The sequence below is a fragment of the Mucilaginibacter sp. P19 genome (genome assembly GCF_050632265.1).
Lineage (GTDB): Bacteria > Bacteroidota > Bacteroidia > Sphingobacteriales > Sphingobacteriaceae > Mucilaginibacter > Mucilaginibacter gossypii.
On the sequence record NZ_CP192586.1, the window covers coordinates 2178527 to 2201110 of the forward strand.

Annotated in this window: 18 protein-coding genes and 1 pseudogene; 17 read left to right on the top strand and 2 right to left on the bottom strand. The window is 41.8% G+C overall.

Annotated elements, in window-relative coordinates:
- Nucleotides 1–171: 171 nt before the first annotated feature.
- The 10 genes and pseudogenes from ACQ86K_RS10335 (at nt 172) to ACQ86K_RS10380 (ending at nt 10273) form a co-directional block, all read left to right on the top strand.
- Entirely contained in the window at nt 172–483 is a 312-nt protein-coding gene (locus ACQ86K_RS10335) for a sugar MFS transporter (protein WP_143020759.1), read from the top strand.
- Between the two features lie 7 nt (nt 484–490).
- A complete protein-coding gene (locus ACQ86K_RS10340) occupies nt 491–1345 on the top strand; it encodes an ROK family protein (protein WP_091168129.1) in 855 nt (284 codons plus the stop codon).
- Nucleotides 1346–1408: 63 nt separating this feature from the next.
- A complete protein-coding gene (locus tag ACQ86K_RS10345) occupies nt 1409–1693 on the top strand; it encodes a glycoside hydrolase family 2 protein (RefSeq protein ID WP_091168126.1) in 285 nt (94 codons plus the stop codon).
- A 164-nt stretch (nt 1694–1857) separates the two neighbouring features.
- The gene (locus ACQ86K_RS10350) at nt 1858–3660 is read left to right on the top strand and encodes a M61 family metallopeptidase (RefSeq protein ID WP_091168123.1); all 1803 of its coding nucleotides are present in this window, start codon (nt 1858–1860) and stop codon (nt 3658–3660) included.
- A gap of 118 nt (nt 3661–3778) precedes the next feature.
- Nucleotides 3779–4531, top strand: a complete 753-nt coding sequence (locus ACQ86K_RS10355; RefSeq protein WP_431200304.1) for a hypothetical protein — start codon at nt 3779–3781, stop codon at nt 4529–4531.
- The gene (locus ACQ86K_RS10360; protein ID WP_431200305.1) at nt 4507–6012 is read left to right on the top strand and encodes a S41 family peptidase; all 1506 of its coding nucleotides are present in this window, start codon (nt 4507–4509) and stop codon (nt 6010–6012) included. The genes ACQ86K_RS10355 and ACQ86K_RS10360 overlap by 25 nt, the downstream gene beginning before the upstream one ends.
- 39 nt (nt 6013–6051) lie before the next feature.
- The gene (locus tag ACQ86K_RS10365; RefSeq protein ID WP_091168116.1) at nt 6052–7008 is read left to right on the top strand and encodes an adenylyltransferase/cytidyltransferase family protein; all 957 of its coding nucleotides are present in this window, start codon (nt 6052–6054) and stop codon (nt 7006–7008) included.
- 300 nt (nt 7009–7308) lie between these two features.
- Nucleotides 7309–7511: pseudogene (locus ACQ86K_RS10370) on the top strand (30S ribosomal protein S15); the annotation flags it as partial.
- Nucleotides 7512–7713: 202 nt separating this feature from the next.
- On the top strand, nt 7714–9846 hold the full coding sequence (gene pnp, locus ACQ86K_RS10375) for a polyribonucleotide nucleotidyltransferase (protein WP_091168327.1): 2133 nt from the start codon (nt 7714–7716) through the stop codon (nt 9844–9846).
- A gap of 154 nt (nt 9847–10000) precedes the next feature.
- On the top strand, nt 10001–10273 hold the full coding sequence (locus ACQ86K_RS10380) for a hypothetical protein (RefSeq protein ID WP_091168111.1): 273 nt from the start codon (nt 10001–10003) through the stop codon (nt 10271–10273).
- A 175-nt stretch (nt 10274–10448) separates the two neighbouring features.
- Here the strand turns inward: ACQ86K_RS10380 and ACQ86K_RS10385 are convergent, their stop codons facing one another.
- Nucleotides 10449–11615 carry a putative sensor domain DACNV-containing protein gene (locus tag ACQ86K_RS10385; protein ID WP_091168108.1) on the bottom strand — a complete coding sequence of 389 codons (1167 nt, stop codon included), beginning with the start codon at nt 11613–11615 and terminating at the stop codon, nt 10449–10451.
- 242 nt (nt 11616–11857) lie between these two features.
- On the opposite strand from ACQ86K_RS10385, the gene ACQ86K_RS10390 reads away from it, so the two are divergent.
- The 7 genes from ACQ86K_RS10390 (at nt 11858) to ACQ86K_RS10420 (ending at nt 20884) form a co-directional block, all read left to right on the top strand.
- A complete protein-coding gene (locus ACQ86K_RS10390; RefSeq protein WP_167516166.1) occupies nt 11858–12028 on the top strand; it encodes a hypothetical protein in 171 nt (56 codons plus the stop codon).
- 71 nt (nt 12029–12099) lie between these two features.
- Entirely contained in the window at nt 12100–13260 is a 1161-nt protein-coding gene (locus ACQ86K_RS10395; RefSeq protein WP_091168104.1) for an MFS transporter, read from the top strand.
- A 95-nt stretch (nt 13261–13355) separates the two neighbouring features.
- Nucleotides 13356–13871, top strand: coding sequence for a DinB family protein (locus tag ACQ86K_RS10400; protein ID WP_091168101.1), 516 nt, complete (start codon nt 13356–13358; stop codon nt 13869–13871).
- Between the two features lie 141 nt (nt 13872–14012).
- Entirely contained in the window at nt 14013–14615 is a 603-nt protein-coding gene (locus ACQ86K_RS10405) for a TetR/AcrR family transcriptional regulator (RefSeq protein WP_091168098.1), read from the top strand.
- Between the two features lie 417 nt (nt 14616–15032).
- A complete protein-coding gene (locus ACQ86K_RS10410; protein WP_091168324.1) occupies nt 15033–16178 on the top strand; it encodes an efflux RND transporter periplasmic adaptor subunit in 1146 nt (381 codons plus the stop codon).
- A gap of 24 nt (nt 16179–16202) precedes the next feature.
- Nucleotides 16203–19403, top strand: a complete 3201-nt coding sequence (locus ACQ86K_RS10415; protein WP_091168095.1) for an efflux RND transporter permease subunit — start codon at nt 16203–16205, stop codon at nt 19401–19403.
- Between the two features lie 68 nt (nt 19404–19471).
- Nucleotides 19472–20884 carry an efflux transporter outer membrane subunit gene (locus ACQ86K_RS10420; RefSeq protein WP_091168093.1) on the top strand — a complete coding sequence of 471 codons (1413 nt, stop codon included), beginning with the start codon at nt 19472–19474 and terminating at the stop codon, nt 20882–20884.
- Nucleotides 20885–20949: 65 nt separating this feature from the next.
- On the opposite strand, the gene ACQ86K_RS10425 is transcribed toward ACQ86K_RS10420, so the two are convergent.
- Nucleotides 20950–22578 carry a hypothetical protein gene (locus ACQ86K_RS10425; protein ID WP_431200306.1) on the bottom strand — a complete coding sequence of 543 codons (1629 nt, stop codon included), beginning with the start codon at nt 22576–22578 and terminating at the stop codon, nt 20950–20952.
- Nucleotides 22579–22584: the final 6 nt, after the last annotated feature.

Below are 22584 nucleotides of genomic sequence, written 5' to 3' on the forward strand. Positions count from 1 at the left end.
GTTAACAAGATATTATGAAAGAGATTGATACTGATTGTTACACTTTCTTTTTGAAATATTTTAAAATGAAAGTGTGAGAACTTAAACAAGCTGTTGTAAAATTATTCCTCCAAAGGATTTTTTAACGATATTTAGGTTCATACCGAACCAAAAACCATAGCCCTTCAGTTGATGAAGAAAAACTACTACATCTCATTGTATTCATTTTCAATAGTTGGCTTCTTTATGTCGGTAATATATCTCATTATATTCTCGCTGGCGTTGAGGTCGATAGCTGAAGATCACGGTTCATTTGCCGGGATCCCGGGTGACGGTATTATTGGTGGCGCAATGGTTAAGCTCCTGATAGGTGGCTTGGGCAGCTTGTTTGGCTTAAGGCAGGGGATGTTTTTGCTGTACATTACATTCGGCTACATGCTTAGTATCGGCTTTTGGGCTAAGCCGCTGGTTACCAACAAAACTATTTTTGATAATAAAGCATAATAAATAAATGAGCAATATAAAAGTTATAGGTATTGATCTGGGAGCTACCAATATCCGCGGCGCGGTGGTTAATAATAACACCATCGGTTATATCATATCGCAACGGATAAAAAGCGAAGGCAGTGTAGAAGATGTGCTGAACGATATTTATGCTGTTGTTGATGTCCTGCTGCAAAACGATAAGGCCAGCGCCATAGGCATAGGCGTGCCCAGCGTGGTTGATGTAGCCGAAGGTATTGTTTATGATGTGCAATATATTCCCTCATGGAAGGAAGTACACCTGAAAAAACTGATGCAGGAGCGATACAACATTCCTGTATATGTAAATAATGACGCAAATTGTTTTGCCGTAGGTGAGTTATATTTTGGAAAGGGTAAAGGTGCCGATAGCATGGTTGGCGTAACCCTGGGCACCGGGCTTGGCACTGGCATTATCACCAATGGAAAACTGTACGCAGGCCACAATTGCGGCGCCGGGGAGATAGGTCTTTTTCCCTATATCGATAACGTCCTTGAGTATTATTGCAGCGGCTCATTCTTTGGCAATGTGTACGGATTGAATGGCGTACAGGTATTTAAAGATGCGCAGGCCGGCAAAGAGATGGCATTGGAGCTGTATGCCGAATTAGGAAACCATGTAGGGAATGCCGTGAAAATGATCATGTATGCTTATGATCCCGAACTGATTATTTTAGGCGGATCGGTAAGCCAGGCCTTTGAGTATTTTAAAGACACCATGTGGCAGCAGGTGAAAACCTTTGCCTATTCAAAAACGCTTGAACATATAAAAATCGAGATCTCGGAACTGGAAAACAGCGGTATCATAGGTGCGGCTGCTTTGTATTACGACTATCAGAAGTGAAGTTAATCTGTCATAAAAAAATATTGTTAATGTCGGTAATAGTCCTGCTCAGTACAAGGGTATTTGTGCAGGGGCGACGGGAGTAATAATCAAAATACCGGTATTGCAATTGCGTTTTTTGTACATCTGCGCGCTTTAAAAGAGCAAGGTGGTGACGATATTTTACCGGTGATCTTCAGCGATAATTATATCTCACTGGCACCGGGCGAAAGCAGGGTGATTAAGTGCACCTATAGCACTAAAAATGCCGATGATACAACGCCCTATTTCCCAACCCCGGCCTGGAACCTGGATATAGCTGAGAGCAATGGCGATTGTGGGTTTGAAGATGGGCTGCCGAAGGAGTAGTTTACCCGGGAAATAAGCTGAGTATAACCTGTGTTTCTTTGGCTAAAACATTTGGTGAAATTTATCTCCGGGGGATAAATACAGGTGTTTTTTGGGCTAATTTCCGGTGATTGGTGAAATAAATAAATCGCTGTTTATTATATTCGGCAAAACCCAAGCAGATAATGAAATTACTATCTAATTTAACCCTATCATTTTGCCTGTTTTTTTGTGCCGGTGTTTGGGCCCAGCAACCTGTTAATATGCAATATTCGGTGTCGATGGAAAAGGCGGCCGACCATTTGTATCATGTTGAGTTGACCAATAAAACCCACCTCAAAACGCTTGATTTTAAGATGTGCGTTTGGACGCCGGGCTATTACCAACTAATCAATTTTGCCGGAGCTGTACAAAATTTTACTGTTGCCGATGCAAAAGGCAATTCGCTTAAATTTGATAAGCCCACTAAGGATACCTGGAAAGTTATTAACCCTTCGGCCGGCGATGTAAAGATCTCGTACGATGTTAAAGCGGTTGTGCCGTTTGTAGGCAACGTTTATCTTGACGAAACAAGAGGCTACATTACCCCCGGAGGCCTGTTCATGTACCTCGACCAGGAATTACGCCATCCAGTCACCATCCAAATGAAGCCTTACAGCAAATGGAGCGATCTGGTAGCAACCGGGCTGGATACCCTGAAGGGACAATATCATGTTTACAAAGCCGCCGATTTTGATGTGCTTTATGACAGCCCTTTTTTAATGGGCGAGCTGGAAGTTTTGCCACCTTTCAGCGTGCAGAATAAACCACACAACTTTATCGGTTATAAGTTGCCTGCTTTTGACAGGCAGGCGTTTATGGACGACCTGAAAAAGATAGTAGTGACGGGCAGCAACATCATAGGCGAAATCCCCTATACACACTATACATTTCTATCGATAGGCGCTGGCGGCGGCGGTATCGAACACTTAAACTCAACCTCGTTAAGTTTTAGCGGAGGTGAAGGGTTTAATACTCCCGAAGCCCGTAAAAAGCTGTACAACTTTATAGCGCATGAGTATTTTCACCATTACAATGTTAAACGCATCAGGCCGGTTGAGCTCGGCCCGTTTGATTACTCAAAGGAGAACCACACTAATATGCTTTGGGTATCCGAAGGATTTACAGTTTATTACGAGTACATGATCACCAGGCATGCGGGTTTAATGAATAACGAGGATATGTTTGGCGATTTTCAGAATAACCTGCGTAACTATGAAAATGAACCCGGCCATTTGTATCAATCGGCAACAGAAGCCAGTTATAACACATGGGATGACGGGCCAAACGGCAGGCAGGGCGATGATTTTAATAAAACCATTTCATACTACGATAAAGGGCCGATTTTGGGCTTGATGCTTGATTTCAACATCCGCCATGTAACACAAAATAAAAAAACGCTTGACGACGTAATGCGATTGCTTTATTACAAATATTACAAAAAGCTAAATCGCGGCTTTACAGAGCAGGAGTTCAGGAATGAGTGCGAGAAAATGGCGGGTGTGCCGTTAACAGAGGTATTTGAATATGCATCGACCGTTAAGCCGCCTGATTATCCAAAATATTTCGCTTACGGAGGACTCGCTGTTGATACTGCTACTAAAGTGGTATCGGAATCATGGGCTGGCCTTAACGTGCGGCAGCAGGGCGATACGCTCAGGATCAATACAGTTGCCTATAAATCCCCCGCCTGGGATAAAGGTATCAGGGGGCGCACGGTTATACTTACGGTTGATGGCGCTCCTGCAACAAAAGATGTACTTTACAAGGCCTTCGAAACAAAAAATACTGGAGATAGTTTAACGTTGGGTTTGTTAAAGAACGGCGAAAAGAAAGATGTAACCATTGTTTTGGGTAGGCTGAGGGAAAAGACATTTAAAATTACACCCTTGCCAGGCCCCGATAAATTGCAAGCTGCTATTTTTAAAAGCTGGACGGAAGGAAAATAGCTACTTATCCCGGATTTTTTTGTAAGATCAGGTACACGCTATTTTTTATGATTTACTGTATATTAAATCATAAAAAATAGCGTTTTGGTTTCATTATAAACTTAACCTATCCAAATCAATGAAAAATGCCCTGCTGCTTTCGTGCTTCATAACATCCTTGTTTAGCTGTAATAAATCAAATGGCCAAAATCAACAAGATTTATTAAATGGCGACTTTGAAAAAATAAATCAGGTAAATAAGTATCCTGAAGGCTGGACTCATTCTGACGGTCGTGATTATAAATATGCAGTAGATAGCATTGCTGCGCAGCACGGTAAATATGCACTGTCAATCGCCTCAGAGGTAGATACCGCCGGGTATGGTATTATCAGCTTTGTTATTCCAAAAAGATTTGAAGGGAGTGAGATTGAACTAAAAGGGTATCTGAAAACGGAAGGTGTAGGCTCTGGCTTCGCGGGTTTGTGGCTTCGGATTGACGGTACTTCTGCTTTTGATAATATGCAACGCCAAAATATCCATGGTACAAATGGCTGGAAACAATATAGTATCAAATTGCCATACAATAGCCAAAAGACGATTAATGTAGTTGGCGGTGCACTTCTGGTAGGTAAAGGGAAAATTTGGATTGATGGTCTGCAATTATTTATTGATGGTAAACCCATTGAAAATGCTGTGCCTAAAGCGATAATCAGGGTTAAGGCTGATTTGGATACTGCTTTTAAAAATGGCTCGGGGATTAATACCATTACGCTTAACCCACAAACAATCAATAGCTTAAGATTGCTTGGCCAGGTTTGGGGTTTTTTGAAATATCACCACCCCGCTGTTGCAAAGGGGGTTATAATATGGATGCTGAGCTTTTTAGGGTAATGCCCGCTGTTATAAAAGCCCGGAATAATAGCGAATTAAACCAGCTGCTTGAGCAGTGGACCGATAAGTTTGGTGAAGTGAATGCTTGTGATAATTGCAAACCCGATATAAATAATGCGGTTAAGCCCACGCCCGATTACGGAAATCTATTTGATCATTCGGTGCTCAATAAATCACTCACTGATAAGCTCCGCTTTATTTTAAATAATCATAAAATCACTGAAAGTTATTATGTAAGCATGGCAGAGGGCGTAGGTAACCCCTTATTTGACCACGAAAATGGATATTACCAAATGAAATATCCTGATGCAGGTTACCGCTTGCTGTGCCTGTTTAAATATTGGAATATGGTACAATACTTTTTTCCTTACAAGCATTTGATAGGAAAAGATTGGAATCAAAGCCTGCCTGAGTTTATCCCCCAGTTTGTGAACGACAAAAATTCAACAGAATATATACTCACAACGCTCAAGCTTATCAGTAGTATTCATGATACGCACGCTAATATTTGGAGCGGAAACGCTGAGCTGGAAGCCTATCGCGGTAAATACAGGCCATCATTTAAGGCCGGTTTTGTGGAGAATAAACTGGTGATAACCAGTTTTGAGTCTGATTCACTTGCTGTTAAAGAAAAGTTCAGGATAGGGGATGTGATAACTGCTATTAATGGCATTGCTATAGATGAACTGATCAAAAAATATCTGCCTATAACTGCGGCGTCTAATTACGCAACTCAGTTAAGGGATATGCCGGGCAACTATTTACTGAGGAGTAATAATCCACATTTTGAATTTACCATGCAGCGCGATGGAAATCAATTAAATGCGGTTGTGGAAGGAGTACTCGTTTCAAAAAACGGCTTAATGGGTAGCAGCAATCTTAGTGTTAAAGATCCTGGTTATTATTTAATCAATGAGCAGATAGGCTATCTATATCCGGCAAAATACCACAATGCAAATCTGCCTGCTATCCGGGAGATGTTTAAGAATACAAGGGGTATTATTATTGATATGCGTTGTTATCCTTCGGAATTTATGCCCTTTACCTTTGGAGCGTACGTTAAATCAGGCACGACTCCATTTGTTAAGTTTACTAATGGAAGTATTAATAAGTCGGGTTTATTTGTGGAAACACCACCGCTTAATATTAAGCCTGATGATTCTTACCAGGGTAAAGTTGTGGTGATAGTAAATGAACAATCACAGAGCCAGGCAGAGTACACTACTATGGCTTTTCAAAGTTCACCCAATGTTAAGGTTATAGGTAGTACCACGGCAGGAGCTGATGGCAATGTATCGCAGATTATTTTGCCGGGCGGTATAAGTTCCCTGTTTTCGGGAATAGGGGTATTATACCCGGATGGAACTCAAACCCAGCGAAAGGGTGTGAAAATTGATGTTATAGTAAAACCTACTATTAAAGGTATCAAAGCTGGAGTTGACGAGCCGCTTGAAAAAGCAAAGGCATTGATCATGGAGTAGTAATTAAGTTTTTCTAAATTGCAGAGCAAGCTTAATACTATGAAAATTGCAGAACAAACAGCCCGGTTAACCAAAATTGGCGTTGACAAAATTGTGTTAGACCGCTACCGGGAGCCCCATCGGTTTTACCACACCCTTGAGCATCTGGACGATGTATGGCAACAATTAGAGAACCGGGGCTACAGTGATAATGATGTATTATTGCTGGCTACAATTTTCCATGATATCATTTACGATCCGAGATCCGGCACAAACGAAGAGGATTCGGCGAGATATTTTAACGAAACGTTTACGGGGGATGGAGCGCTCAAAGCTCTTGTAACAGATATTATCCTCGATACCAAACATCACAAGCCGGGCTCGGCATTGTCAGAGATTTTCAGTGCAGCCGATCTTAATATCTTAAAACAGCCATTTGACAAACTGCTGATTTATGAGCAGCAAATATTTAAGGAATTTCAGTTTGTAGATCACAAAATCTATAAAGAAAAAAGAGTAGAGGTATTAACAAGCCTGCAACAAAGTGTTGATAACCCGGCCCTGGATTATTTAATAGCCCATGTAGAAAACTTTAAACCCCGTATAGCAGTATATCCGGGGAGCTTTAATCCATTCCACAAAGGGCATTATAATATACTCCAAAAGGCCGAGCGAATTTTTGATAAGGTGATTATAGCCCGTGGTGTTAACCCAGGTAAAGATAAAGCCACATACGAATTGCCGGAAATATTAAGATACAGGCAAACTGAAACTTACGAAGGATTACTCACCGAATTTGTAGATGGTTTGGGGTATGACGTTACTATTATCCGGGGATTACGAAATGGATCGGATTTACAGTACGAACTGAACCAATACCGCTATCTTCAAGAGTTAGGCGGCAAAAACATCAGTGTAACGGCCATTTTTTGTGATATGGAATTTGAACACATCTCAAGTACAGGTATCAGGCAACTGGAGAAGTATGGTAAAGCAGGAGAGTATTTGTTATTTTGATAGTTGGCTGGTGGTAGTATAAATTGATTTCGGAGTTGGGATTTTCAATTTCGAATTTATTACGTCTGAGCCCCACTTTATGGAATTTAAAGAATAGACAGAGTAATTGCAAATTCTATAAATTCCCTTAACTCCATAAATTCGAGTTCCGACAATAACAACCACTCACTTAATCCAACTCAATCAACCACTCACCTAATCCAAAAAACAAATCAACCCACCCCTTGCTTTTGCATAATTAATCACTATCTTTGCACCCACAATTAATAAAATAGTTAACGCTTTAATATTATTCAAGTAATGTATTTAGGTAAAGAAGCAAAGGCAGAGATCTTTGCAAAACACGGTAAATCAGCAGCTGACACAGGTTCGGCCGAAGGTCAGGTAGCATTATTTACTACTCGTATTGCTCACTTAACAGGGCATTTGAAAAAAACAAAAAGGATTTTTCAACTCAATTATCGCTACAAAAATTAGTAGGTAAACGTCGTGCGTTACTTGCTTACCTGTATAATAAAGACATTGAAAGGTACCGTGCTATCATCAAAGCTTTACAGCTAAGGGATATCATTAAGTAATTCTCTCCTTTTTTATTTAAAAGCCATCCCCATTTTAGGATGGCTTTTTTACTTTTGCAACATATATTTACACACATAAAATCCGATGCGCTCCCGAAGATGAAAAGTGCATCACAAACAAAAAAAGATGAGTTTAAACGTAATTAAAAAAGTTATTGATCTGGGCGACGGACGCACCATTGAGATCGAAACAGGTAAACTGGCCAAACAAGCGGATGGTTCGGTAGTGATAAAAATGGGTGACACCATGTTATTGGCTACTGTTGTATCATCGCCTGAAGCTAAAGAAGGAGTTGACTTCTTGCCTTTATCTGTTGACTACCAGGAAAAATACGCTGCAACAGGCCGTATCCCGGGTGGTTTTTTACGCCGCGAGGCCCGTTTATCAGACTATGAGGTTTTGATCTCCCGTTTGGTTGACCGTGCTTTACGTCCATTATTCCCTGAAGATTATCACGCTGATACACAAGTGATGATCTCTTTAATATCTGCCGATAAAGATATTATGCCCGATGCATTGGCCGGTTTGGCAGCATCTGCAGCTTTATCTGTATCTGATATACCTTTTAACGGTCCAATCTCTGAGGTACGTGTTGCTAAAATTGACGGGCAGTTAGTAATTAACCCTACTTTAAGCCAGCTTGAAAATGCAACTTTAGAATTTATTGTTGCAGGTAGCGAGCATGATATCAACATGGTTGAGGGCGAATCAAAAGAAATTCAGGAAGCTGAATTGGTTGAAGCCATCAAATTTGCCCATACTGCTATTAAACTGCAATGTTTAGCTCAAAAAGAACTGACCATTGAAGTTGGTAAAACCGAAAAACGTGTTTATAGCCATGAGCATAGCAATGAGGACTTGAAAAAAGCTATCTACGCTGCTACTTATGATCAGGTTTACGCCATTGCTTCTGCTGCATCTGCAAAAGAAGAGCGGAGTGCTAAGTTTAAAGAAGTGCGTGACGCCTATATCGAAACCTTAGGTGAGATAGATGATATTACTAAAGGCCTTGCTAAAAAATATTACCACGATGTGGAATATGATGCTATCCGTAACCTTGTGTTAGACGAAGGCAAACGTTTAGATGGTCGTACTACTACACAGATCCGCCCGATATGGAGCGAAGTTGGCTATTTGCCATCGGCTCACGGTTCGGCGATATTTACCCGCGGCGAAACCCAGTCATTAACTACCGTTACCTTAGGTGCTAAGGATGACGAGCAAATGATTGACGGTGCGTTCATTAACGGTTACCAGAAATTCCTGTTACACTACAATTTCCCTGGTTTTTCAACCGGCGAAGTTAGGCCTAACAGGGGTGCCGGCCGTCGTGAAATTGGGCACGGTAACCTGGCTATGCGTTCATTGAAACAGGTATTGCCATCTGAAGATGAAAACCCTTACACTATCCGTGTAGTTTCTGATATTTTGGAATCAAACGGTTCTTCTTCAATGGCTACAGTTTGTGCCGGTACACTGGCGCTTATGGATGCAGGTGTTAAAATTAAAGAGCCTGTATCAGGTATCGCGATGGGTTTGATCACCAACGAAATGGGTACCAAATATGCTATCCTTTCTGATATCCTTGGTGATGAAGACCACTTAGGTGATATGGACTTTAAAGTAACCGGTACTAAAAACGGTATCGTTGCTGTACAGATGGACTTGAAGATCAACGGCCTTTCATACGAAGTATTAACCAACGCGTTAAACCAGGCTAAAGATGGCCGTTTACATATTCTTGGCGAAATGGCTAAAACCATTACCGAGGCACGTGCCGACTACAAACCACACGCTCCGCGTATCGTTACCATTAAAATTGATAAAGAATTTATTGGTGCAGTTATCGGGCCCGGTGGTAAGATCATCCAGGAAATGCAACGCGAAACTGGTGCTACCATCTCTATCGAAGAAAAAGACAACCAGGGTATCGTTCAGGTATTTGCCGATAACAAGGCTTCTATCGACGCAGCGTTGGGTCGCATCCGCGCTATCGCTTCAAAACCAGAAGTTGGCGAGATTTACGAAGGTAAAGTAAAATCAATTATGCCTTTCGGTGCGTTTGTTGAAATTATGCCAGGTAAAGATGGTTTGCTGCACATATCTGAAATTGATCACCGCCGTATTGAAACGATGGATGGCATCTTCCAGATAGGCGACGAAGTAAGGGTTAAACTGCTTGACGTAGATAAGCAAGGTAAACTAAAGCTATCGCGCAAGGTTCTGCTACCTAAGCCTGAACCAAAGCAAAATAATTAAGTATTTTTATACAGTAGCAAAACCCTCTTTATGAGGGTTTTGCTATTTTGTTTTAATTTTTTTTATTTTTTAAAACAAAAAGCGGATGTTTAAACTTATTAACTGTTAATACGTAGTTGATAAAACCATAATTCCGATCCTGTTTGATAAAAAAATGACCCCTGCTACTAACGATCCTTTAGATTTTCTGAGCAAGAATTCGGCTGGAATGCAGACGGGTACTCAAATTGATTTGGTTCAGCAGTTGCTCTACGAAATAATAAGGGTTAAAGAAATTATTGTTTATTATGACTCCATTCCCAATGGAGGCGGTCAGCTTGGATCATCTATCCTCAATGAGCTGGTTTCAGAAGCTTATCAGTCGCTGGTTAATTACGATACCGTACTGATGCGGAAATATTACGATTTATTGTTGAACTGCGATTAAACGCCCCCAGCCCCCTAAAGGGGGAGGTTAGGGACATAGATTAGTGACTGGAGATTAAGGATTAGGAATCCAGGAGGAGATTAAATCATTAACTAAAGATGTTTATCTGTTTGTTTTAATTTACGAAAATTATTGCGAGATACCTTTCTATCTCCCCCTTTAGGGGGCCGGGGGGCTACAGCAACAATATATCAATCTGGTGCGCATGCACCATCCCCACAACCGGCGACCATGCAAATACTGTAAACCGGCCATCCTGCGAAGCTACCAGTGCTAAGGCGTCCTTTTGATCAAAAACAAACTGTGCCGCCGCTAAATGCCTTGTACCGCCGTTTTGCGCCGGGTGGATCACCCGGGTTGAGCAACCGACAATAGGCTCGGTCACTACGATCTCTTCGACAGGTGAGCTTTTTGCTGCACGACCTATTTTGGCACCGAAAGCCAGCAACTCATGTTTATCATTTATCAGCGTTGCGCCGTCTATCGAGGTTAATCCGCCTATGGTATCAACCGCGCGGCGCATTTTTTCCTGCCATGAGGTGTGGTAACGGTCGATGCCTTCGTGAATCATCAAATCGGTAAGACCTGAGAACGGAGGATCGACAGGATAGGAGATCGGGGTAATGATAGATTCGCGCCATTCTTCATTTCCGGAGGGCACAACTAATAATATGCCGCCACGTTTATGGGCTTGCATGGAGGTAGCCAGCTGAACTAATACGTTTACCGGATCATTCCATAGAGACGGCAAAGTAAAATCAAGCATGGCCGAAAGTACATTAGGGCAATCAGAAATGCTGGAGCCGTGCTCGTCAACAACTTTGATATCGTCGCCTTTTAATATGGCTATGTTTACAAATTTGCCAAAACCCTCTACACGGCGATGTTTGATCACCAATAATCCGGGTTCAATTACTTCCAGCACAAAACAGTAAGCCGGAATAGCCAGGGTAGTTCCCCAGATGTATAGTTCATCATCTTCTATCCAGATGCCTAAATGAATGCCCGGCTGTTGTACTGCCGAGGCAAATTTGGTGAGGATATTAGGCGCGAGTTTAATTTTTCCACCAAACAACAACGGCTGACCGGCAGCTTCGGGCGGCAAAAAAGCAAGTGTGAATTTTGGTGAAAATCCCTCTTCCCGTCGCAAGCTTGCCCAAAATGAGATATCGATGAGTGATTCGATAGTGGTGCAGCTGGGGGTAGGAGCAAGGTCTATCTCATTATTATCGGCAAGCGCCTTGGCATGAAAATGCCTGAAATGCCTTTCAATAATGGTTGCTACTTTACCGGCTGCTTTATATGTAGGTCCTGAACTCAAAGTTTTGGTGGTGTCTTTCATTTAAATACTTATCTCAAAAGTAAAGCTAAAAAAACATGCTAACAAACTAACGCATCAATATTGCAATTAGATGAGCCGGCCTCATCCCAAACCCTTTTCCAAAGGGGGAGGATTAAATGAGGCTGTTTGTCAACCGTTTATCATACTCATTATCAATTATCTTCCTAAAGTCAGTTGTTGATCCAGGTGAATTTTTTTGAAACTATTGTAGCAATTTTGCAGCCTGAAACGATAATGTAATCATGAAACTCATATCACACCTCATATCACTCACCCTGCCGGATACCACACCACTGCAGGTATCAGCCCTTTTAAACCTCGGGTTAACTTACGTACAACAAGGTTTCAATAAAGTTTTTCATAAAGCGGCTCAAAATAATCAGCCTTGCGGCGAACTTCAGCCATGTATGTAAGCTGTATTTAATTGCAGATAACGGCAACCGTCCTTATAAATTATAGCTAAATTTGCGTGTAATTATTAAGTATGGATCAGCTAACGGCTGCGGGCAAATCAAAAATGCGGATTGCCAACAGTGTCTTCTTCTTTGTTTCGGGCTTCGGGTATTCTTCATGGGCCTCGCGTATTCCATCCATAAAACATCAGCTTAATTTAAACGAAGCCCAGTTGGGGGTTGTGCTGTTTGCTATGCCTGTTGGCCTGATGCTTACCATGCCTTTAACGGCTAAAATGATCAAGCATTTCAGCAGCCGTATAATGATGCTGATAGGTGCACTGGCCTTTAGTCTGGTGCTTTGCCTGCCCGGTTTTGCAGCTTATATGTGGCAACTGATAGTAGTTTTATTTTTTGTTGGCTCAACCCGTAATATATTAGGTTTATCCATGAACTCGCAGGCCGTGGGGATCCAGGCTTTGTATGATAAATCGATCATGGTAACATTCCACGGCATCTGGAGCCTGGCCGGTTTTGGCGGCGCTGCTGTCGGCTATTTAATGGTATTATTTAACGTAGAGCCGTCATATCATTTATTAGCAGTAGGAATTGCAATGCTGATCCTCTCGGTAATATTTTATCCCTCAACATATGATTATCAGCCTGCCGAAACACCCAATAAATCGGTGTTTTCCATGCCCGATAAACACTTGCTTAAATTTTCTTTAATATGTTTCGCCTCTATGGCCTGCGAAAACACGCTGTACGATTGGAGCGGTGTTTATTTTGAAAAGGTAGTCCATGCCACCAAATCATTCGCTGAGGCCGGCTTTGTAGTTTACATGGTTACCATGACCATTGGCCGCTTCGCGGGCGATAGGGTAGTATCGGCCATTGGTATAAAAAAGGTGTTAACTTATAGCAGCTCGCTGGTTTTGGCCGGTTTGCTGGTATCTGTGTTTTTACCATATACTTTAACCGTTTATTTGGGCTACGCCATGATAGGCATGGGGGTGTCATGTATAGTGCCGCTGATTTTTAGCATGGCCGGTAAATCAAAAACAATGAACAGCAGCCAGGCACTGGCCGCCATATCAACAGTTGGTTACCTGGGTTTTGTTATAGTACCACCAATAGTTGGTTTTATTGCTCAGGCAGCAAACCTGCAAATAGCTTTTTTTGTTGTTGCCGCCTTTGCTGCCATGATGATATGGCTGGTGCGTAAAATTGAAGATGAGCCTGTGGTATCATAGTTTTGTCATATAAGCTGCTTAGTATTTACGCCAGCCCCGTTTTAGCTTATAATTGTGTCATCAAATCCACTGGTTTGATATAACATCTGCAACAAATGAGCACAAACATTACCGAAACCAGCATACAGCCGTCAACAGAATTATTTATCAAAATGGTAGTCTCCAACTGGGAACTGCAAAACAGTCGCCTAAACGGTTTACTCGATAAGTTAACTGACGAAGCTCTTGCTGCCGAAACTGCTCCCGGCCGAAACAGCGGTATTTACCTGCTGGGCCATCTTACTGCTGTTAGCGACGGAATGTTTACCTATTTAGGTTTGGGCGAAAGGCTCTATCCCCAGCTGGATCAAATTTTTGTTAAAAGTCCTGAAAATTCTGGGTTGGAGAAACCGTCACTGGCTGAGCTTAAACAATATTGGGCTAAAGTAAATGAGGTTTTAACCGAAAGGATGAATGCTATGCAGCCCGAAGAATGGTTTAAGCCGCATAGCGCCATTTCAGCAGATGATTTTGCAAAAGAGCCGCACCGTAACAGATTAAATATCCTGATTAATCGTACTATACACCAGGGCTATCATATTGGGCAATTGGTTTACCTGGTAAAGAAATAAGCGTTTGCCGACCGGATTTGACTCAAAAGGTTTAATCCATGACAATTGGATGAAACGTTTTTTACAAAGGGATGGTAAATAATCCTGAAAACCGTTATACTTTTGCTTAACACTGTTAAATGATTTAATAGTGTGATCAAAATGGCAAGTAAAGAACGAATCCAGCGCTTAAAAGAAGAAACCCGGGTTAATATCCTGGATGCCGCGCTCCACATAGTTAAGCATGAAGGCTGGCAGGCTTTAAGCATGCGGAAGATTGCCGATGTAATTGAATACACCGCACCCATTATATATGAATACTTTGCAAATAAGGATGCTATATTAATGGAACTTACCCGCAAAGGCTATTTGATATTAGCAAAAGACATGGAGGAAGCCAAAGAAAAGCACCGCCTGCCCGAAAAGCAGCTGGAAGCCATGTGGCTTGCTTACTGGAACTTTGCTTTTGAAAATAAGGAACTTTACCAGGTTATGTTTGGCGTACAGATGAACTGTTGCTGCGAGATGGTAAAATCAATGCCCGAAGCCCAGCTCCCTACTACTATGGTTAGCGAGGCTATTATGCAACTGATGGATATAAAAGATATCAATGACGAAATGATCTGCACCAAGTACTATACGTTTTGGTCGGTCGTACACGGTTTGGTGTCCATCAACTTACTGAGCAGGGGATTCTCTGACGAAGTTAACCGCCAGGTTTTAAAAGATACCATAGGCGGTATCATCAGGTCGATGAAAGATTAATTCTTTCTGTGACTTGAAAACTACACTGTTAAATTACCTTACAGTGTTAGGTAATTGTTAAGCACTTTTTAAAACAAACTCTTAATACAATGAAAAAGCTCACTCACAACCCACGCAGTCTATTTAACAGTGTTAAACGATTTAACGGTGTTGTAACATCTAATTTATGTACTTGCTGTAATTAGCGTACATCGTTTCGGTATATCGTCATGAAAAATCGTGAAAATAACGATATAAGGCATTGGAAATTAAATATTATAAATATAAATAGTTGATAGTCAGCTAAGTATGTAACTGGCATCTCAATTGAAAATGATCGGCAATAGTAAAACAATGAAAACAATCAAATCATCATATATCACAAGCCCAACGGCTTTTTCTAATCCTATTCATTCACCACTCTTAAAATCATCACTCATGAAAACACTCCTTTTAGCAGCAGTTGCAGCTTTAACATTATATGGATGTTCATCTGCACCGCAGGCTCCAACAGCACCTCCACCACCGGCTTTACCGGTTGCTTCTATAGTATCAGGTACCGAAACTACTTACCAGGAATATCCCGCTTCAATTGAAGGCGCCGTTAACGTAGAGATCAGGCCACAGGTAAGCGGTACTTTAGATAAAGTATTTGTTGACGAAGGCGCTTTCGTATCTGCCGGTCAGCCAATATTTAAAATTAATGAACAACCATACCGTGCAGCTTTAAATAATGCATTGGCAAGCTTACATGCCGCCGAAGCAGCACATGTAAATGCGCAACTGGAAGTTGAAAAACTAACTCCGCTTGTAGCTAATAAAGTAGTTTCTGACTACCAGCTAAAAACAGCTAAGGCAGCAGCTGATGTAGCGAAAGCCAATATCGAATCGGCTAAAGCTAACGTAGCTACCGCGCAGATCAATTTAGGTTATACCTTAATAAAAGCTCCTGTAAGCGGTTATATCGGTCTGCTTGCTAAGAAACAAGGTAGCCTTGTTGCTCCTGCGGATGTTGCTCCACTAACTCAATTATCAGATGTTCATGATGTACACGTTTACTTTTCATTGGGCGAAAAAGATTTTGTTGCCTTTAAAGAACAATATCCAGGTGCCAGCCTGAAAGATAAATTGAAAAATGTACCATCAGTATCATTATTGTTAGCTGATAATACAGAATATGCTAAACAAGGTAAAATTGATATTGTAGACGGCCAGTTTGATAAAAACACCGGCGCTATCACTTTAAGGGCAAATTTCTCAAACCCCGACGGTCTTTTACGCTCTGGTAATACCGGCAAGATCCGTTTAAGCCTGAGCCATAAAGATGCTTTGATTGTTCCGGAAGCTTCAACTATCGAAATGCAGGATAAAGTATTTGTATTTGTAGTTGGCGATAGCAGCAAAGTGAAAAAACAACCTATCGACATAATTGGTAAATCAGGTGATCATTACCTGGTTAAAGATAAAGAAGCTATTAAAGCCGGCGACCAGATCGTGTTAGAGGGCATTGATAAACTACAGGAAGGTATGGTTATCCAGCCTCAAAAGGCTGCAGATAAAGTAGCCGCTGTAGTTAAGAAATAATACATACACTTAAACTTTAAAGTCATGTTTCAGAAATTTATAGAAAGACCGGTACTCTCAACTGTTATCTCCATATTGCTGGTGATAGTAGGTGTGCTTGGTTTAACAAAACTGCCCTTAGAGCGGTTTCCTAATATTGCCCCTCCGTCAGTATTGGTATCGGCTGTGTATCCGGGTGCCAATGCCGAAACTATTTTACGTTCCGTTACGCCTTCGTTAGAAGAAGCGATTAACGGTGTGGAAAATATGACCTATATGACCTCTACCGCCAGTAATGACGGTACATTGGGTATTACCGTTTACTTTAAACAGGGTACTAACCCCGATCAGGCAGCGGTAAACGTTCAAAACCGTGTTTCACAGGCTTCAAGCCAATTACCAGCCGAGGTTTTGCAATACGGTATTACAACTACCAAACAGCAAAACAGCTTTATCGGTGCTATGGCCATCTACTCTGAGGATCCTAAAAAATACGATCAAACCTTTGTGGCCAACTACGCACAGATCAATATCGTTCCGGAAATTAAACGTATTCCGGGTGTAGGTTCTGCCAGTATCTTTGGTGGTATTAAGGATTATTCAATGCGTGTTTGGCTAAATCCTACCCAAATGGCAGCTTACAATGTTACTCCTGCCGAGGTTACAGCCGCTATACAGGACAAAAACCTTGAAGCAGCACCAGGTAAATTTGGTGAGCGCAGTAACGAAGCATTTGAGTATGTAATTAAATATAAAGGTAAACTTACCAAACCAGAGGAGTACCAGAACATCGCCATCCGTGCTAATGCAGATGGCTCTGTATTGCGTTTAAAAGACGTAGCACGTGTTGAACTGGGTGCTTATTCATACAATAGTGTTAGTAACCTGAATGGCCACGATGGTATTATCATCGGTATTATCCAATTGTCAGGTTCAAATGCCAACGAAATCCAGATCGCTATCGACAACCTGATGGTGAAATTATCTAAAGATTTCCCTGTCGGGATTAAATACAACCAATTCTATCGTACTAAAACCGACCTTGATGAGTCTATCAACCAGGTTGAGCATACCTTGGTTGAGGCCTTCATCCTTGTGTTTATCGTGGTATTCGTCTTTCTACAGGATTTCAGGTCAACGTTGATCCCGGCGATAGCGGTTCCGGTTGCTATTATCGGTACGTTCTTCTTTATGAACCTTTTCGGTTTCTCAGTTAACTTGTTAACGCTGTTCGCATTGGTATTGGCCATCGGTATTGTGGTGGATGACGCCATTGTGGTAGTGGAGGCGGTGCATGCCAAAATGGAGCATGACCCAAGCCTAACCCCTAAGGCTGCAACTACGGAGGCCATGCACGAAATTACGGGTGCTATTATATCCATTACGCTGGTTATGGCGGCGGTGTTTTTACCGGTGAGCTTCATGACGGGCTCAACAGGTATCTTCTATCGCCAGTTTGCCTTAACCATGGCTATATCTATTATTATATCAGCTGTTAACGCTTTAACCTTAAGTCCTGCCCTGGCAGCCTTGTTTTTAAAGAATAAACATAGCGAAAATGGTCATGACGCACCTAAGAAAAGCTTTGTAGAGAAATTTTACGCGGGCTTCAATGGTGGCTTCAATTATATGACCAACAGGTATGTTGGCGGCTTGAAAGTTCTGATCCGTAATAAATGGATCAGTATGGCCGGCCTTGCCTTAGTAGTTGTTGCTACAGTTTACATGGTAAACAAAACCAAAACAGGCTTTATTCCTACCGAGGACCAGGGCTTTGTGGCGATAGCAGTAAATACACCATCAGGTACTTCATTAGCAGGAACTAACAAAACCTTTAAACTGGCTGAGGATCAGTTGAAAACACTGCCGTCAGCACGATTTGTTACCGCGCTTTCTGGTTTTAACTTCTTAACACAATCCAGCAGCCCGTCAGCAGGTGTTATCTTCCTGTTGTTGAAGCCTACTGAAGAAAGGGGAGAAGTTAAAAATATTGATGCTATCCAGAATATTGTTAGGGGCAAATTAGCAGGCATACCAGGTGGTACGTTCTTCGTGTTCAGTTTCCCAACCGTTCCTGGTTTCAGCAACGTGGAAGCGCTTGACGTAATGCTGCAGGATAAAACCAACGGCAGGTTGGATAAATTTAGCGGTGTTGCCAATAACTTTATCATGAAACTGATGCAGAAACCAGCGGTTGCTTTCGCCTTTACTTCATACAAAGCTGATTACCCTCAGTTACAATTAGAAGTTGATGACGAAAAAGCCAACCAGTTGGGTGTAAGTGTTAAAGACATCCTGTCAACCATGCAGGCTTACTTTGGTACCGCACAGGCATCAGACTTTAACCGCTTTGGTAAATACTACCGTGTGGTTGTTCAGGCAGATATTGCAGACAGGACAGATCCATCGGCAATTGACCGTGTGTTTGTTAAAAACAAATCGGGCGAAAATGTGCCGATCAATACCCTGGTTAAATTAACCCGTGTGTATGGTTCAGAAACTGCTTCACGTTATAACCTCTTCAACTCTATCGAAATTAATGCTATCCCTAAACCTGGCTACAGCTCTGGTGATGCCATTAAAGCGATTGAGGAAACTGCTAAGGAGCAACTGCCGCAAGGTTTTGCCTATGAGTTTACTGGCCAAACCCGCGAGGAGATTTCTTCAAGTGGTCAGTCGACTGTGATCTTCCTGTTGTGTTTGGTGTTTGTATACTTCCTGCTGTCTGCGCAGTATGAAAGTTATATCCTGCCATTGGCGGTAATACTTTCAATACCTACAGGTTTATTCGGGGTATTCATTGTGTTAGGCTTAACCGGTATCGAAAACAACATCTATGTACAGGTTGCGCTGATCATGCTCATCGGCTTGCTGGCCAAGAACGCCATCCTGATCGTAGAGTTCGCGGTGCAACGGCGAAGGGCAGGGCATGGGCTGGTTCAGTCGGCTATCGAAGCTGCTCAGCTCCGTATCCGTCCAATCATCATGACCTCCATGGCCTTCGTATTCGGTTTATTCCCGATGAGTATCGCTACCGGCCCATCTGCACAGGGTAACCACTCTATCAGTATTGGTGCAGCAGGCGGGATGGTTTCAGGCGTATTGTTAGGTTTATTTATTATACCTGTACTATACGTGATATTCCAGGGCTTGCAGGAACGCATTAGTGGCAAACCTAAGCCGCTTGCCGCTGCCGGCGACCATGGTAAAGATGCTGTAGTTTTAGAAAACGAATATTCAGCTTAATCAATCAAAACATCAACTAAAACTATCACGGCCGTTAAAATCCGTGATAGTTTAAAAAAGATATAACAATGAAAAATATAATAGGCAGTTTGGCTTTAGCACTGGTGGTGCTTGCCGGCTGTAAAGTTTCAAAAGATGTTGCTACGCCAAAGGACGCGCAACCTGAAACCTTCAGGAACGCTGTTACCACCGGCGATACCAGCAGCATTGCTGACTTGCAATGGAAAAACTTTTTTACCGATGCTGCTCTTCAAAAGCTGATTGACAGTGCTATCGTTAAAAATTACGATATGCAGGTGGCCGTAAAAAATATCGAGGCTGCACAATTGCAGTTTAAACAAGTTAAGTGGAATTATGTTCCTACTCTTGGCTTAAACGTTACTGCAAGCACCAACCGCCCGTCTGATAACAGTGTTACCGGTTTAAGTATCAAACAATACAATATTGGTACTAAACATGTCGAAGATTATAATGCTAACCTGGCGCTGTCATGGGAAGCTGATATCTGGGGTAAAATCCGCAGTCAAAACCGTGAAGCTTTGGCCCTGTACCTGCAAACTAATGAAGCTAAAAGGGCTATCCAAACCAACATCGTATCAAGTGTATCACAAGGTTACTATAACTTGCTGATGCTTGACGAGCAACTGGAAATAGCTAAGAAAAACGTAAAACTGAATGACAGTACATTGCGCATCATCAAATTGCAATACGATGCCGGTCAGGTTACTCTGTTAGGTGTTCAGCAGGCACAGGCCCAGTTAGAAGCTGCCGCGCAATTGGTTCCTCAGTTTGAACGCGATATCAATGTTCAGGAGAATGGCTTGAGCATATTGGCAGGTAGGTTACCTGACGCTATTGAACGTAGCGCTAAACTTAATGATATTACTTTCCCCGAAACACTTTCGGCAGGTGTACCATCAGCAATGGTGAGCCGCAGGCCAGATGTACGCAGTTCGGAGTTGGCTTTAAATATAGCTAACGCGAGGGTTGGTATCGCTAAAGCCCAGCTTTACCCTTCATTAACTATAACCGGTCAGGGTGGTTTAAACTCATTTAAATCAAGCAACTGGTTTAACATCCCTGCTTCATTATTTGGTACAGTAGCAGGTGGTATAGCGCAACCGTTGTTACAACATAAACAACTGCGTACCCAATATGAAGTTGCCAAAGTTGACCGCGAAAAAACAGTGATCCAATTCCGTCAATCTGTATTAAATGCGGTTGGCGAAGTATCTGACGCTTTGGTAAGGCTCCAAAAGCTTAAAGAACAACAAACTATCGCTGCAAACCGTGTTAAAACATTGCAACAAGCTACAAGCAATGCGAGCATGTTGTTTAAAAACGGGCTTGCTACCTATCTTGAGGTGATTACTGCGCAAGGTAATGTATTGCAAGGTGAGCTTGAATTAGCATCTATTAAAATGGCTCAACTTAGTGCCAACGCTGAGCTTTACCGCTCATTAGGCGGCGGCTGGAAATAAGCGTTATCCACCCCCGTGAAAATGGAAAACGGCTGATCAGAGATCCTGATCGGCCGTTTTCCATGTTAGGGATATGCCTTTCCCTGCGTTTTATTGCACCGGCTTTTTTTAGCTGATGTTATATATTCATTTATAATCAACAATAAAACAGGCAGCAGCAAACCTGTCAGTAAAGCAAAAAAATATACTAATAATGATTTGGAGAGCATTGATTCCTTCGCATGCCACGTTTCACTTATAATGAGCCTTGGCCCGGGGGCTTGCCCGCCTGAGCCATGTAACAGCCTGTTATACTGTTGTTGCTTGTTTTCAATTAAAGCTTTTATTTGGGCGATAGAATCATTCAATTGCAGCGATAAAAATGATGCTATTGATTTTGAATCTTTTGGGTGATCGACATCTTTTGGTTGCACACTATCTTGAGGTTGCTCAACATCTTTTGGTTGATCAACGTACTTAAGTTGGCGGACATCTTTAATTTGATGAGCATTTCTGATTTTTTGTTCTTTTACCGTTATGCCGTTAACAAGTGCTTCTTTTATTGAATTAAGTTCGAGTTTGAAAGCGTAAACGCTTGCATCAGCATTGTCCGAATCCTGCATTACCCGCTGTTTATTGAGTTGCGCTTTATTAAAATCTTGTATGAGTGCTTCGATACGGTAATCGCTAACCTGATGATTATCCGGTATGATAACAAAAGCGTCATTAGGTTTCAAGGCGTATGCTTTAACAGCAGTAAGTGCATTTAGGCCGGCTCTTTCTTTTTCCGTCAGTGCCGTTTTCGCCGTCACCAGTACCGGAACAGCTCTCCGCTTCGGCATTTGTCTGGGCTTTTTAATGTTGTTCAGTATGGCTTGCTGTTCGTGATACTTATCTGCCACCGCTTTATAATAAGCTATGCTATCGTTTAATTTAAGAAGTAACGTGGTATCAATAACAGCCGGTTTAGTGGGTGAAACAGGTTTAGCATATTGGGCATTAATTATTTCTACAAGTTTATTCAAAAAATCATGCCCCTTTTGAGCATTATCCGTGTTTATGCTCAATTCAAAACTGCTATCGTTCAAAATTTTCGCACGCATACTTTTGCTAAATTGTTCAGTTAAATCGGCAGAGCGAGTGAGTTTTACTATCAGCGGTAGTTGTATTGATTTAAAAGCTGGCCCTTTTATTATGGTGTAACTTAGAGATCCGTACTTAACCGGGTGGTATAAAGGTACATCTGTGAGTACATTATCCTGATCAATCCTGCAAACGCCGCCATTAATTAAATTGATGGTGATTTCAACAGCAGAAGTATAGAAGTTGCTCTTTCCGGGTATAAGCTTAATGGGTAATGAATTGCCATAAATCTCTTTTGTTGTAAAAGTTCCCTTATGATAATAACTTACCTGGAGCCCCAATGCATTGACCGCTTTTTTTATCGTGGTTTCAGAGCGCAACTCGTTAATTGCTGTCGTTAATAGTTCCCAATCATCGGAAGCATCCAACTCTACGCTCACTTTGTATTTAGGGGATGAAAAAAGTAAATAAACTGAAGTTGCTAAAACAACAATTACTACCGAAGCAATCACGAAATATCTGTTGCGGAATAACAGGCCAGAAATATTCCTTCCCGCTCCTTTGATGCGAGCCTGGTTCATAGGATGCAATACTTGTGCTGATGTAAATTGCTGTAATTTAGTAATTTGCAATTTATC

What these genes read in the sequence shown, in the direction of transcription:
- ACQ86K_RS10335 (WP_143020759.1), top strand. Translation starts at nt 172, where the DNA reads ATGAAGAAAAACTACTACATCTCATTGTATTCATTTTCAATAGTTGGC.
- ACQ86K_RS10340 (WP_091168129.1), top strand. Translation starts at nt 491, where the DNA reads ATGAGCAATATAAAAGTTATAGGTATTGATCTGGGAGCTACCAATATC.
- ACQ86K_RS10350 (WP_091168123.1), top strand. Translation starts at nt 1,858, where the DNA reads ATGAAATTACTATCTAATTTAACCCTATCATTTTGCCTGTTTTTTTGT.
- ACQ86K_RS10355 (WP_431200304.1), top strand. Translation starts at nt 3,779, where the DNA reads ATGAAAAATGCCCTGCTGCTTTCGTGCTTCATAACATCCTTGTTTAGC.
- ACQ86K_RS10360 (WP_431200305.1), top strand. Translation starts at nt 4,507, where the DNA reads ATGGATGCTGAGCTTTTTAGGGTAATGCCCGCTGTTATAAAAGCCCGG.
- ACQ86K_RS10365 (WP_091168116.1), top strand. Translation starts at nt 6,052, where the DNA reads ATGAAAATTGCAGAACAAACAGCCCGGTTAACCAAAATTGGCGTTGAC.
- pnp (WP_091168327.1), top strand. Translation starts at nt 7,714, where the DNA reads ATGAGTTTAAACGTAATTAAAAAAGTTATTGATCTGGGCGACGGACGC.
- ACQ86K_RS10380 (WP_091168111.1), top strand. Translation starts at nt 10,001, where the DNA reads ATGACCCCTGCTACTAACGATCCTTTAGATTTTCTGAGCAAGAATTCG.
- ACQ86K_RS10385 (WP_091168108.1), bottom strand. Translation starts at nt 11,615, where the DNA reads ATGAAAGACACCACCAAAACTTTGAGTTCAGGACCTACATATAAAGCA.
- ACQ86K_RS10390 (WP_167516166.1), top strand. Translation starts at nt 11,858, where the DNA reads ATGAAACTCATATCACACCTCATATCACTCACCCTGCCGGATACCACA.
- ACQ86K_RS10395 (WP_091168104.1), top strand. Translation starts at nt 12,100, where the DNA reads ATGGATCAGCTAACGGCTGCGGGCAAATCAAAAATGCGGATTGCCAAC.
- ACQ86K_RS10400 (WP_091168101.1), top strand. Translation starts at nt 13,356, where the DNA reads ATGAGCACAAACATTACCGAAACCAGCATACAGCCGTCAACAGAATTA.
- ACQ86K_RS10405 (WP_091168098.1), top strand. Translation starts at nt 14,013, where the DNA reads ATGGCAAGTAAAGAACGAATCCAGCGCTTAAAAGAAGAAACCCGGGTT.
- ACQ86K_RS10410 (WP_091168324.1), top strand. Translation starts at nt 15,033, where the DNA reads ATGAAAACACTCCTTTTAGCAGCAGTTGCAGCTTTAACATTATATGGA.
- ACQ86K_RS10415 (WP_091168095.1), top strand. Translation starts at nt 16,203, where the DNA reads ATGTTTCAGAAATTTATAGAAAGACCGGTACTCTCAACTGTTATCTCC.
- ACQ86K_RS10420 (WP_091168093.1), top strand. Translation starts at nt 19,472, where the DNA reads ATGAAAAATATAATAGGCAGTTTGGCTTTAGCACTGGTGGTGCTTGCC.